At 42.2% G+C, this 13,796-nt stretch carries 7 protein-coding genes; 3 read left to right on the top strand and 4 right to left on the bottom strand.

Annotation, left to right across the window (positions count from 1 at the left end; translation table 11 throughout):
• Positions 1–21: 21 nt before the first annotated feature.
• Entirely contained in the window at positions 22–1,548 is a 1,527-nt protein-coding gene (locus tag INP93_RS01600; protein ID WP_197544963.1) for a DHA2 family efflux MFS transporter permease subunit, read from the bottom strand.
• Between the two features lie 8 nt (positions 1,549–1,556).
• Positions 1,557–2,726: an EmrA/EmrK family multidrug efflux transporter periplasmic adaptor subunit gene (locus INP93_RS01595; protein WP_197544962.1), complete on the bottom strand. Its 1,170-nt coding sequence runs from the start codon at positions 2,724–2,726 to the stop codon at positions 1,557–1,559.
• A gap of 405 nt (positions 2,727–3,131) precedes the next feature.
• On the opposite strand from INP93_RS01595, the gene INP93_RS01590 reads away from it, so the two are divergent.
• Both INP93_RS01590 and INP93_RS01585 read left to right on the top strand, forming a co-directional pair.
• Positions 3,132–8,186 carry an ESPR-type extended signal peptide-containing protein gene (locus tag INP93_RS01590; protein ID WP_197544961.1) on the top strand — a complete coding sequence of 1,685 codons (5,055 nt, stop codon included), beginning with the start codon at positions 3,132–3,134 and terminating at the stop codon, positions 8,184–8,186.
• A gap of 132 nt (positions 8,187–8,318) precedes the next feature.
• The gene (locus tag INP93_RS01585) at positions 8,319–9,458 is read left to right on the top strand and encodes a DUF2827 family protein (protein ID WP_111327541.1); all 1,140 of its coding nucleotides are present in this window, start codon (positions 8,319–8,321) and stop codon (positions 9,456–9,458) included.
• Positions 9,459–9,549: 91 nt separating this feature from the next.
• Here the strand turns inward: INP93_RS01585 and INP93_RS01580 are convergent, their stop codons facing one another.
• Positions 9,550–11,082: a glycosyltransferase gene (locus INP93_RS01580; RefSeq protein WP_197544960.1), complete on the bottom strand. Its 1,533-nt coding sequence runs from the start codon at positions 11,080–11,082 to the stop codon at positions 9,550–9,552.
• An 8-nt stretch (positions 11,083–11,090) separates the two neighbouring features.
• Positions 11,091–12,278, bottom strand: coding sequence for a Na+/H+ antiporter NhaA (nhaA, locus tag INP93_RS01575; protein WP_197544959.1), 1,188 nt, complete (start codon positions 12,276–12,278; stop codon positions 11,091–11,093).
• 202 nt (positions 12,279–12,480) lie between these two features.
• Between nhaA and brnQ the strand changes: the two genes are divergently transcribed.
• Positions 12,481–13,782 carry a branched-chain amino acid transport system II carrier protein gene (gene brnQ / locus INP93_RS01570; RefSeq protein WP_197544958.1) on the top strand — a complete coding sequence of 434 codons (1,302 nt, stop codon included), beginning with the start codon at positions 12,481–12,483 and terminating at the stop codon, positions 13,780–13,782.
• Positions 13,783–13,796: the final 14 nt, after the last annotated feature.

Raw genomic sequence — 13,796 nt, 5'->3', positions numbered from 1 at the left:
GCGGTTATTTTTTGAGGTTTTTTAATGGCGATTTCCAAAAGGCGGTTTGGCGAACCAGACGATTATGAATAATGCGAGGAAAGTAATTGCCGATAGCCAGAAAATCTCATTAGCGCCAATAATAAAGCCCTGAGCGGTGATTTGTCTGGCAAGATATGATGCCGTTTGTTGTTCGTTTAAACCAAAACTTGCCATCGTCTGGAAGAACTGTTGGGAAATTGGATTATATGGAGTAATCGCTTCCGTGAGTTGAGTATGATGCACAGCTTCACGGTTATACCACATAAATGTCGTGAGGGATGTTCCTACCGAACCAGCAAGGGTTCGAAGGAAATTAAATAAACTCGATGCCGAAGCCATTTTTTCGGGTGGTAAACCCGAGAGCGTAATTGTGGTCAGCGGCATAAAGAAGCAAGCAACCGCTAAACCTTGCACAAATTGTGGCAAGGCAACATCGGCAAAGGTCATTTCAGGCTCAAAGGTCACAGCTCGCCAATAAAAGGTCAGGGCATAAACCATAAAGCTGATTGTGACTAAAATTCGCATATCAATTTTATGCCCTAATTTACCGATGATTGGCGAAAGTAAAATCGGGAATAATCCCACTGGGGCGGCTGCGAGCCCTGCCCAAGTTGCGGTGTAACCATAAACTTGTTGGAGTAGAAGTGGGATAAGTACAACCGATCCCAAATACACTAAAAAAGCGAGACTAGTTGAAAGGCAGCCTACGCTAAAGTTGCGTGATTTGAAAAGTGAAATATCTACAACGGGATTGTCATCCGTCAGTTCCCAAATAGTGAGCGCGATCAAACACACAACCGCAATCACGGTGAGAACAATAATCTCCGTTGAATTAAACCAATCTTGCTCTCTTCCTTGGTCCAGCATTAATTGCAAGCAGCCTACGCCAAGAACTAATAAAACAAGCCCAACTGTATCAATAGGTTGATGAGATATTTGGCTTTCTCTATCGCCTAGAATTTTCCAACTCATTAAGACGACGGCCAATCCAATGGGAACATTGATGAAAAAGATCCAACCCCAATGAATGTTATCGCTGATCCAGCCGCCTAAAATGGGCCCAAAAATAGGAGCGACTACCACGGTCATTGACCAAAAAGCCAGCGCCATGCCTCGTTTTTTAGGCGGATAGTTATTGAGTAATAAACTTTGCGAAAGAGGAATGATTGGACCGGCTACTGCACCTTGGATGACACGGCAAATAATCAACATTTCCAAACTGTGTGAAATGCCACAAAGCCAAGAAGCAAGGACGAAAAGTAAGGTTGAGATTAAAAATAACCGCACTTCGCCGAAACGTTTTGCCAGCCAGCCGGTGATAGGAATTGAGATCGCATTGGCCACACCGAACGAGGTGATGACCCATGTGCCTTGGCTGGATGAAGCCCCTAAATCACCTGCAATAGTAGGAATGGCAACGTTAGCGATGGTGGAATCTAACACCTGCATAAAAGTCGCAAGTGAGAGCGCTAACGTGAGAATAACCAGTGCACCGCCTTGTACCGGCGTAAAATGAGATTGCGACATCGTGAAACCTAATAGCTATTGTCGCGAATAATAGATTCGATCAAATTATTGACCGCACTTTCATCATATTGCAGCACATTGGTGGAATAAAGTGTTGTCCTTGGTGCTTGGTTACGCAAGGTTTCGCCTTGACGATCACTGACATTTACTTTCACAGTCGCAGAAAGACCGATACGTAATGGATTTTCAGCCAGCTGTTGTGGATCCAATTGAATTCGTACAGGCACACGTTGCACCACTTTGATCCAGTTACCTGTCGCATTTTGGGTTGGCAATAATGAGAATGCACTGCCCGTACCCATTTCGATTCCCACCACTTTGCCATCAAAAGTTTTATCTTTTCCGTAGAGATCGAAGTGAATTTTAACGGGTTGACCAATTCGCATATGGGTTAATTGTGTTTCTTTAAAGTTGGCGTCTAACCACATTTGATCAGTAGTGACTACTGCCATTAATGCGCCACCAACAGAAACCGCCTGTCCTACTTGCGCATTGCGACGAGCCACATAGCCTTTAATTGGGCTGCGGATTTTTGTTCGTTCTAAATTCAACCAAGCTTGTTTTAAATTACTGACCGCATTTTGAATTTGCGGTTGTTCACTTAAAGGACCGTCTAACAATAAGGCTTGATTGGCTTCAAGTTGGTTTTGTGAGGTAGTTAAGTTTGCTTTGGCGAGTTCAACCGCTTCTTTGGCGTGTTGAAACGATTCTTTATCAATTGCGCCATCTTTCACCAATTGAACGCGACGGTTTAAATTTCCTTGTGCTTGAGCAAGGGTAATTTCATTCGCTCGAACAGCAGATTTCAATTGTTTTACGGTGTAATTTAGTTGGGAAATTTGGCGAACGGCATTGGCTAAATTGCTTTTAGCCTGTTCAAAACTTAATTTGGCATTGGTGTCATCTAACTCTAATAACACATCGCCAGCTTGTACGGGATCCATATTATCAACATTAATTTTTGAAATATTTCCCGCAACTTGTGATGAGACCATCACCTGATTGCCGCTCACATAGGCATCTTCGGTTTCTTCAAAGCCTTTAATAAAGAAAAACCAATAAGCCGCAGAACCGATTGCAATCAGAAGAAGCAAAAGAATAAAAATGGAAAGCCCTTTTTTACGTTGTTGAGATTTATTATTTGAGGAAGTTTGTGTATCTGTTTGTTGATCGGACATAATGCGAGCCTTATGAGAAAATACTGAAGTAAAAAAAGCTTCAGTCTATAAAATATGAATGTCCGTTCATTATGAACGTGAATTAGAATTATTTCAAGAATGACCGCTCTTGTTGAGATAAAAGTGCGGTCAATTTTAATGATGTTTTTTCATAACAAAAAGGTGTCGGTATTGCTAAAGCAGAGAGTGGGATTTTGTTATAGTTTTTGAGTACAGAAGTAAAATAAATATGTATTTGTTTTTTCTAGGATAATTAATTTACATACTTTTACACAAATTGTCTCGAAAATGCCTAGATTTTATTAAGTGTGTGTTAGATAATGGGGATTGGTCTCTGCTTGGGCGTTTTGAGGCAGGCTCATTGTTTTATATAAGTTAAATTTATACAAAGGAGTTTCATTTTTTATGAATAAGATTTTTAAAGTAATTTGGAATCGTACTACACAATCGTTGGTAGTAACGTCCGAATTAGCGAAAGGCGCGGCTAAGGCGTCATGTGAGAATAAGGCTGTAGAAAGTAAAGCCTCATTTGGAAGAATTTTTAAATTATCAGCATTATCTTTATTACTTTTAGATGTAACGGGTATTGCATATGCCGCAATTCCTGAAGGCACTGTGACTAGAACCGCTGGTCAAGCTGTTGCTATTGGCAGCGGAAGTTGGACTGATGCACCAGGAGCCGTTGTTGTTGGAGCCTCATCAAAAGCAACAGGAGGCGTTAAAGGTATTGCTATTGGTCATACTGTTGTGGCAAATGGTCAAGATGCAGTAGCTATTGGTTCTAACTCTCAGTCAGTAACTCAGGGGGTAGCTCTGGGGCGTTTAGCAAATGCGGGTAATAGCGCTACGGCATTGGGTAACCAAGCGACAGCAAGTGGTGCAAGTTCAGTTGCAGCGGGTGATGGTGCAAATGCCAAAAATGCTAATGATGTTGCGTTAGGTGCGGGTTCGGTTACGGGAAGTCGCAATGCATTAACTTCAATTACAATTAATGGAACTGAAGTTGGTAATAATGGTGAGTCGAGTGGAACAGCAGTTTTAGCCGTAGGTAATAGTACTTCAGCTAGACAGGTTCAATATGTTTCAGCAGGCTTAATTAGTGCAACTTCTACCGATGCAATTAATGGTTCACAGCTTTACAACGTGATTACAGTCGTAAATTCAACAGCAAGTACGGCAACAGCTGCAAAAACGGCTGCAGATAGTGCACAAACTACTGCAGATAATGCTCAGACTACAGCAACAGCGGCAAAAAGTGTTGCAGATCTCAGTCAGACTATTGCCACAAACGCAAGCATGAATGCATCAACTGCAGTAAATACCGCAAACAATGCATTGGAGTTAGCTAATCAAGCCGCTAATATTTATTTCCATGTAAATGATGGAACAGAAGATATAGATAGACTTCCTTCAGAGGATAGTTTAAGAACTAATGGCGGCTCAGTTCGTTCAGCTGCTGCTGCACGAGCTAATTTTTCTATTACAGCAGGTATGCGAGCAAAAACAACTGCGGATGCATATAAGGCGATTGCTATGGGGGATGGTGCCTCAGCAGCATCTGAAGATGCAGTGGTAATTGGTTCTAATAGTGCAGCTCGCACAGGGACAGTAAATGCAACCGTATTAGGTGCTAATTCTGTGGCCGAAGCAAATTCAGTGAATGCGACTGTAGTGGGACAATATTCAGCCGCGGGGGAAAACTCTACTAATGCAACAGTTATGGGGTCTCGCAGCTATGTTCGCCCGAATACGAATGACGGCACTGCTCTAGGTCATTATGCTGGCGTGGATAACCGCACAACAAATGGTACATCAGTTGGTGCTCGCACTTGGGTTGGTGAAAACGTGAATAATGGCACCGCGTTAGGTGTATATAACCTTGTTGGTAATAATACTCAAAATACCATTGCTGTTGGTGTCGCAAATAACGTCGCAGATGGTACTAAAAATAACACCGTTATTGGTCACGGCAATACGATTGCATCAAACGGTACAACTGTATTGGGTAATAACTTAAATATCGCTGCTGGTTTAGATGAAGCAGTGGTATTAGGCAATCATTCAACTACAACTGGCTCTCACACAATTGCAAACGTAACTTCTGCAACTGTAGGTAATTTAACCTATAGTGGCTTCAAAGGAACCGTTGCAGGTGCTGGTAGCTTCGTAAGCGTCGGTGCAGTAGATAATGAGCGTAAATTGATCAATGTGGCAGCAGGTAATATTTCTGCGACTTCAACAGAAGCGATCAATGGTTCACAACTTTATGCAGTAACTTCACAGCTAGATCAGACAAATGAAACAGCTAAGACAGCGGCTTCAAGTGCAAGTAATGCAGTTTCTTTAGCCTCTACAGCAGCTTCAGCGGCAACATCAGCGGCGGAAGTGGTTACCAGCAACTTAAGTAAAATTGAAAGTGCAGCTTCAGCAGCTGTAAGTGCCGCTTCATCAGCAAATAGCTCAGCAACCGCCGCAAGCTCATCAGCGTCAGCAGCAGACAGCTCTGCAAAAGCAGCAAGTTCTTCAGCATCAGCAGCAGATTCTTCTGCAACAGCAGCAAGCTCATCAGCGTCAGCAGCAGACAGTTCTGCAAAAGCTGCAAGTTCTTCAGCATCAGCGGCAGATTCTTCTGCAACTGCAGCAAGCTCATCAGCGTCAGCAGCAGATAGCTCAGCGACAGCCGCAAGCTCTTCAGCTTCAGCAGCGGACAGCTCAGCGACAGCAGCAAGCTCTTCAGCATCAGCAGCGGACAGCTCTGCAAAAGCAGCAAGCTCTTCTGCATCAGCGGCAGATTCTTCTGCAACCGCAGCAAGTTCTTCAGCTTCAGCAGCAGACAGCTCTGCGACAGCCGCAAGCTCATCAGCATCAGCAGCAGATTCTTCAGCGACTGCAGCAAGTTCATCCGCTTCAGCAGCAGATAGCTCAGCGAAAGCCGCAAGCTCTTCAGCATCAGCAGCAGATTCTTCTGCGACTGCAGCAAGCTCATCAGCGTCAGCAGCAGACAGTTCTGCAAAAGCTGCAAGTTCATCAGCGTCAGCAGCAGATAGCTCTGCAACCGCAGCAAGCTCTTCAGCATCAGCGGCAGACAGCTCTGCAACCGCCGCAAGCTCATCAGCATCAGCAGCAGATTCTTCTGCGACTGCAGCAAGCTCTTCAGCGTCAGCAGCAAATAACTCAGCAACCGCAGCAAGCTCATCAGCGTCAGCAGCAGACAGCTCTGCAACCGCAGCAAGTTCTTCAGCATCAGCAGCAGATTCTTCTGCAACAGCAGCAAACTCTTCAGCGTCAGCGGCAGATTCTTCTGCGACTGCAGCAAGCTCTTCAGCGTCAGCAGCAGATAGCTCAGCGAAAGCCGCAAGCTCATCAGCGTCAGCAGCAGATAGCTCAGCGACAGCAGCAAGCTCTTCAGCGTCAGCAGCGGACAGCTCAGCAACCGCAGCAAGCTCTTCAGCTTCAGCGGCAGATTCTTCTGCGACTGCAGCAAGCTCTTCAGCATCAGCGGCAGATTCTTCTGCAAAAGCAGCAAGTTCATCAGCATCAGCGGCAGATTCTTCTGCAACCGCAGCAAGTTCTTCAGCATCAGCAGCAGATTCTTCAGCAACCGCAGCAAGCTCTTCAGCTTCAGCAGCAGACAGCTCTGCAACAGCGGCAAGCTCTTCAGCGTCAGCAGCAGATAGCTCAGCGAAAGCCGCAAGCTCATCAGCGTCAGCAGCAGATAGCTCAGCAACCGCAGCAAGCTCTTCAGCGTCAGCAGCGGACAGCTCAGCAACCGCAGCAAGCTCTTCAGCTTCAGCGGCAGATTCTTCTGCGACTGCAGCAAGCTCTTCAGCATCAGCGGCAGATTCTTCTGCAAAAGCAGCAAGTTCATCAGCATCAGCGGCAGATTCTTCTGCAACCGCAGCAAGTTCTTCAGCATCAGCAGCAGATTCTTCAGCAACCGCAGCAAGCTCTTCAGCTTCAGCAGCAGACAGCTCTGCAACAGCGGCAAGCTCTTCAGCTTCAGCAGCAGATAGCTCTGCAACCGCAGCAAGCTCTTCAGCATCAGCGGCAGACAGCTCTGCAACAGCGGCAAGCTCTTCAGCTTCAGCAGCAGATAGCTCTGCAACCGCAGCAAGCTCTTCAGCATCAGCGGCAGACAGCTCTGCAACCGCCGCAAGCTCATCAGCTTCAGCAGCAGACAGCTCTGCAACCGCAGCAAGTTCTTCAGCATCAGCAGCAGATTCTTCAGCAACCGCAGCAAGCTCTTCAGCTTCAGCAGCAGACAGCTCTGCAACAGCGGCAAGCTCTTCAGCTTCAGCAGCAGATAGCTCAGCGACTGCAGCAAGCTCTTCAGCATCAGCAGCGGACAGCTCAGCAACCGCAGCAAGCTCTTCAGCATCAGCAGCGGATAGCTCTGCAACCGCAGCAAGTTCTTCAGCATCAGCAGCAGATTCTTCAGCAACCGCAGCAAGCTCTTCAGCTTCAGCAGCAGACAGCTCTGCAACAGCGGCAAGCTCTTCAGCTTCAGCAGCAGATAGCTCTGCAACCGCAGCAAGCTCTTCAGCATCAGCGGCAGACAGCTCTGCAACAGCGGCAAGCTCTTCAGCTTCAGCAGCAGATAGCTCTGCAACCGCAGCAAGCTCTTCAGCATCAGCGGCAGACAGCTCTGCAACCGCCGCAAGCTCATCAGCTTCAGCAGCAGACAGCTCTGCAACCGCAGCAAGTTCTTCAGCATCAGCAGCAGATTCTTCAGCAACCGCAGCAAGCTCTTCAGCTTCAGCAGCAGACAGCTCTGCAACAGCGGCAAGCTCTTCAGCTTCAGCGGCTGAAAGCACAGCAAAACGTATTGAAGATTCTGGTTTGATCAGCAAAGATGGTAAAACAGCATTTGCAGCGGATAACACCAGCAAACGTGATAGTGCGAAAGCGAAAGGTAAAGATGCAACTGCGGTTGGTTATGGATCAAATGCAAGTGGCGAAAATGGCACTGCATTAGGCAATAACTCACAAGCTTCAGGTAAAAACTCAACTGCTGTTGGTCAAGGTGCGAAAGCAACTGCAGCTAACTCAGTAGCTCTAGGTCAAGGCTCTGTAGCAAATGAAGCAAATACTGTTTCAGTTGGTTCAGTCGGTAATGAACGTCGAATCACAAATGTCGCAGATCCTGTTCGTGGTACTGATGCGGCTAATAAACAATATGTTGATAGCAAAATTGGTTCCGTACGTAGTGACTTGAGAAAAACTGATAAGAAACTTCGTGGTGGTATTGCTGGTGCAACAGCAGCAGCTAACATCCCACAAGTAACGAAAGCAGGTGGTTCAATGGTTGGCCTTGGTGTAGGTAACTACAAAGGTGAAAGTGCTGTTGCAGTAGGTTACTCTCGTGCGAGCGATAACAATAAAGTTATCTTCAAAGTGAGCGGGGCTGCAACCACTCAAGGTGATTACAATGTTGGTGCCGGTGTAGGTTATCAATGGTAGTCATTCACTAAACTAGATAAATCACTCGGATAGGAATATCCGAGTGATTTTTATTATTTAAGTTATTTAAAAAACAGTTTTATTTTTGACCGCACTTTTAGATAATTTAAGTAATAGAAGAAGGAAGAAAGCATGCGTAAATATAAAATTGGGATTACTTTTAATTTAGAAGCAAAAGTGACAGATATTTGGGCAAACGGTGCAAATCAAAATGTCATTCATCTTTTTCATTTATTTCAACATTCGTCAATTGTAGAAGATGTTATTCTGGTTTCTTGGGGGCCTGAGAAACGCACTACACCTCCAGAAGGGTTTATGCTTGATGGATTAAATTTGAAATACGCTTATATTGAGGATGTAATTGATCAATTAGACGTATTGATTGAGGGAACATTGGTGATTGAACCTCATCAAGTTACTCGAATGCATCAACATGGTGGTAAAGTTGTTTGCTATAAAATGGGTAATGACTTTATTATGGATATGGAAAATTTCCTTTTTGATAAGAAAGCAGGAAGAGTGTTTAATGGTACGTTATTTGATTCTGTATGGATGATTCCACAGCATGAGAATACCTGTAAATCTTATTTTTCTATTATGTATCGTTGCCCTGCTTATGTTGTACCAGCAATTTGGTCGCCAGTATTCTGTGATCAAGTAATTAAGCGAATCAAAGAGAAGCATAATCTTACTTTTGGGTATAAACCAGATACTGAGAAAAAAGCTAAGCGTATAGCTTCTTTTGAAGCCAATATTAACATTGTAAAAACCTGTTTTACGCCAGTGTTAATTGCTGAACAAGCCTATCGTGAAGCGCCTGAGAAAATTAAAAACGTCTATATGTGCAACACCTACGATAAAAAAGATAATCCAACCTTTTTCAATTTCATAGGTCGAACTAATCTTGTTAAAAATGGGGTGATGACGGTAGAAGGGCGTTATCAAATGCCTGATTTTCTTACTCGCTATGTAGATATTGTGCTAAGTCATCAGTGGGAAAATGGCTTGAATTATGCTTACAATGATGCTTTGTATGGCGGTTATCCATTTATTCATAATTCAAAACTAATTCCAAAAGGTGTAGGGTATTATTACGATCAGTTCGATGCATTTGAAGGTGCAAAAGTATTACTTGATGTGATTGATAACCATGATAAGCATCATGAAGAATATGTGAAAAGAGCAAATGAATATTTAGATTCGCAATTACCAACTAATCCTGTGAATATTTATTTGTATGAGAAAGAGATCAAGCGGTTGTTTTCTGAATAAGACTTGTAAAAATCCCTCAGTGAGCGCTAAGGGATTTTTTATTCAACTTATAAATCTTGATTAGTATTAATAGTATGTTTATCTATAATATTTACCACAAAGCATTAAATTCTTTTTCGTATTTTTCTTTCAAATTAAGAAAATCTACTTTTTCATTCTCTGGCAGCAGTTCATAGCATGTCATTACATACCCATAAATATCATCTACATATTTTTTAAATCCAGGCAACAACTCATTGTTGAGTTTCATATTTTCTATTTCAGTTATTACATCAGATAGATTTTGAAATAGACTTGCTTGATTTTTAGAGGTCGCAACAGAACTAATTGAACCTTTTCTTTCTCTTCTATACATATAAAAGCAGTTTTTATAAATCGCATAACTACTAATATATTTAGTAAGAAAAAAACTCCATGCAACATCTTCAAAAGATCGCCCTTTTATAAAAAAGAGGTGGTTTTTTAAAATTAATTCTCTTTTTATTGTTTTTGTAAAGGGGAACCCAAGATAAATTCCATCTTGATAAAGGCTTTGAAAGTCTTCCCTAAAAGAGCCTATTAGCTTATCTCGGTTGATGTAATGGTTCACAATTTTGTCTGGATAGACACTGCTCATATAATTGAAGATAGTATCGGGATTATTTTCAGTAATTATCTTTTGTAAATTAGAGAGAATAGTTGTTCCTTCCCAATAATCATCACTATCTAAAAACATTAAATACTCTCCTCGAGCAATTTGAATGCCTGCATTTCTTGCGTCGGATACTCCACCGTTAATTTTATGGATAAAAACAATATTAGAATATTGTTTTGCATATTTGATGCAAATATCGATGGAATTATCTGGTGAACCATCATCAACTAAAATGAGTTCATAATTCTGATAATCTTGCGCTAAGACAGATTCAATACATTGCTCGAGGTAACGTTCAACATTATAGATTGGCACAATGATGCTAAATAGTGGATTTTCAACTTTATCTTGTTGTTTTTTGGCTGGATTCTCCCCCAATAGATAACGTGCTTGAGCAATATTTTGAGGTTCATGGAATGCAGTAAATTGATCTGCAAGCCAGTAGGGTTTCATTTCACTTAAAAGTGCGGTTAATTTTTTTGCCACATCTTTGCGGATGAGATAGAGTGAACAACCATAATTGTATTGATTTGTATCGCCATAGATTAATGCATCTGGTTCATCACTAGCTTGGTATAGCCGTTCACAAGCAGGAGTTTCACCATCGCGCTGTAATTTGATAATTCCGTAAGAAGAGTATTTATTAGCATAATGGATAGCGTGCTGAATAAAGTTTTCAACAGGGTGTATTTCACTTTCAGCAATTAAAGCAAAATCATCATCTTGTAACTGTTCATTTTCAGTAATAGCTTTCCAGCACTGAATATGAGATAGCGTGTGGGCAATTTCTTTGTTATTGGGAGTGCGATCAAGTAGTTCTTCAGCTTTCTTTAAATTAAATAAAGCTGAAGAATGACCGAGTAAGCTAACCTGTTCTTTAGTTACTGCAGGAATAGGAACAACATGATAGTCAGAGGCGCAATGTAAAAAATGACTCAGTCCCTCTATTTTTTCAGAAGCATAAATAACATAACAGGTTAGTTTTTCCATCGTTTTGATTACCCTTTATTTTTCGCGGTAGTCACTTTCAACGCCATATACCCCACAATCGCAGAAACCGTGGAGCCTAATAAGATCCCTAATCGAGAAAGGGCGTTAATGCTTTCACCGGCATCAGCATTGAAGGCAAGGCTTGCTAAGAACATGGACATGGTGAAACCGATACCACATAAAATCGCTACGGCAAAAATTTGTTTGAAGTTGATGCCTTGTGGAAGTTTTGCAATGCCAAGTTTTACGGAAAGATAACTGAAACCAAATACACCCAGAGGTTTTCCGATAATTAAGCCAAGAGAAATTGCGAGCAATAATGGTGATGTCAGCATGCTGAGATCAATGCCATCGAAGCTTACACCCGCATTGCCAAACGCAAATAATGGCAAGATAACAAAGGATGACCAAGGGGCAAGAATATGCTCAAAGTCGTGTAATGGTGTTTCGCCATTTTTACCTTTCAATGGAATACAAAACCCGATGATAACGCCAGCAAGGGTAGCGTGTACGCCTGATTTTAATACCGAAGCCCATAAGATTGTTCCCACTACCATATAGGCACAAAGTGCGGTCACTTTAAAGCGGTTTAATGCGATAAGTACAACAATAGCAACCGCAGCAAAGATAAGTGCTTGTACACTTAATCCGTGTGAGAAAAACAGTGCAATAACGACAATGGCGCCTAAGTCATCAATAATCGCTAAAGCAAGTAAAAAGATTTTTAGTGGGAGTGGCACTTGTTTACTTAATAACGCCATGATACCAAGAGCAAAGGCAATGTCTGTTGCCATTGGGATAGCCCAGCCATCGGCTAAAGCGGGATCGTGTTGGGCGATAAATACATAAACTAAGGCAGGAATGATCATTCCCCCCACCGCTGCAATAGCAGGGAAAATCGCTTGTTGATAGCTTGAAAGGGAGCCCTCAAATAATTCTCTTTTGACTTCCATTCCCACTAAAACAAAGAATACCGCCATAAAACCATCGTTGATCCAGTGAATTAAGGTTTTATCGATAGAAAAAGTCCCTACTTGAATTCTGACTGGTAAGTTTAAAAAGTCGTTATAGTTTTGATTGAGCGGTGAATTGGCTAATAGCATTGCGACTACTGCTGAAAAAAGTAATAAAATTCCGCCAGCTGATTCCAATTTGAAAAAACGCTGAATTTGTTGAATCAAACTCAGTTTATTCATTCATTCTCTCCTAAAAAAGTAATAATAAAGGCTGGATATTATCACAAATTTACTAATTTAGGGAAAATAGGCTATGGATAATGTGTGATTTAATCGGGATGTGATAGATTTCGTGATCTATTTCACAGAATTTATTTTCATTTTTGGAATAAAAAACAATTTAATAGTAAAATCCTTAAAGTTTATTTATTCGAGAATACTTATGTTTTCAAAAAAAGACATCATCGTACTAGGTATGATGATTTTTGCTTTATTTTTAGGCGCGGGAAATATTATTTTTCCTCCGATGGAAGGTTACTCCGCAGGCAACCATTGGGCAACGGCTTCGCTAGGGTTTGTGATAACAGGCGTACTCATGCCATTTATTACATTGGTTGTGGTGTCAGTGTTAGGACGTGGCGAAGAACTGACTAAGGACTTACCCAAGTGGGCAGGCGTATCCTTTTTAACCATTCTTTATTTAGTCATCGGTTCAACCTTTGCAATGCCTCGAATTACCAATGTCGCTTATGAAATGGCATGGCTACCATTGGGGCTCATTGAAGATAGTGCGACAACACGCCTTATTTTCTCTGTGATTTTTAATATTATCGCCATGGGATTCATGATTCGCCCAAGTACCATTATTTCAACGGTGGGTGAAGTGATGACACCGGCATTGTTGGTCTTATTACTCGTTGTTGGGATCACGGTTTTTGTTTCACCGCTTTCTGACATTGTTGCTCCGTCGCAGGCGTATGCCGAGAATTCGGCATTAACTACTGGGTTAATTAGTGGCTATCAAACGATGGATGTGCTGGCAGCGATTGCCTTTGGTGGCATTGTTGCACGGGCGTTATCTGCAAAAAATGTGACTAATCCCCAAAAGATTGTGCAATATACCATTTCAGCGGGTTTTGTCTCTGTCATTTTATTAGGTTGTCTATATTTTGCCTTATTCTATTTAGGGGCAACTTCTGATGCTGTGGCACAAGGTGCAACAAATGGTGGACAAATTTTCTCTCGTTATGTGAACAGTTTATTTGGCACGGCGGGAACCTGGATTATGGCGGGTATTATCACTTTAGCTAGTTTAACCACGTTAGTGGGCGTAACCAGTGCGTGTGGTGATTATTTCTCTAAGTTTTCGACACGTTTTTCTTATCCATTTTGGATTGTCTTCTTCACCGCAATGACGACAATTATTTCACAATATGGCTTAACAAAATTACTCCGAGTGACAATTCCAGCCTTGTTGTTGATTTACCCAATGGCGATCATGTTAGTGGTTTTACAGCTTGTGCGTAATAAATTGCCTTCTATTCGATTGAGCTATTACGTAACCATCTTTGTGACAGTTTGTTTTAGTTTGGTTGATAGTTTGAAAAACTTAGATGTCTTGCCTGAAGGGTTGCATCAAGTCATGATTCATTTCCCGCTTTACTCACAAGGATTAGCTTGGCTGGTGCCTGCATTATGTACCTTAGTGATCTCCATGATATTTGGGAAAACCATTTCAAAATAATAAAAATGCCGATA

Source organism: Haemophilus parainfluenzae (assembly GCF_014931415.1).
GTDB lineage: Bacteria > Pseudomonadota > Gammaproteobacteria > Enterobacterales > Pasteurellaceae > Haemophilus_D > Haemophilus_D parainfluenzae_AF.
This window is presented reverse-complemented; position numbering and strand designations above follow the sequence as displayed.

Excerpts from the sequence above, each read along its gene's own strand:
- INP93_RS01600 (WP_197544963.1), bottom strand. The coding sequence starts at position 1,548 with ATGTCGCAATCTCATTTTACGCCGGTACAAGGCGGTGCACTGGTTATT.
- INP93_RS01595 (WP_197544962.1), bottom strand. The coding sequence starts at position 2,726 with ATGTCCGATCAACAAACAGATACACAAACTTCCTCAAATAATAAATCT.
- INP93_RS01590 (WP_197544961.1), top strand. The coding sequence starts at position 3,132 with ATGAATAAGATTTTTAAAGTAATTTGGAATCGTACTACACAATCGTTG.
- INP93_RS01585 (WP_111327541.1), top strand. The coding sequence starts at position 8,319 with ATGCGTAAATATAAAATTGGGATTACTTTTAATTTAGAAGCAAAAGTG.
- INP93_RS01580 (WP_197544960.1), bottom strand. The coding sequence starts at position 11,082 with ATGGAAAAACTAACCTGTTATGTTATTTATGCTTCTGAAAAAATAGAG.
- nhaA (WP_197544959.1), bottom strand. The coding sequence starts at position 12,278 with ATGAATAAACTGAGTTTGATTCAACAAATTCAGCGTTTTTTCAAATTG.
- brnQ (WP_197544958.1), top strand. The coding sequence starts at position 12,481 with ATGTTTTCAAAAAAAGACATCATCGTACTAGGTATGATGATTTTTGCT.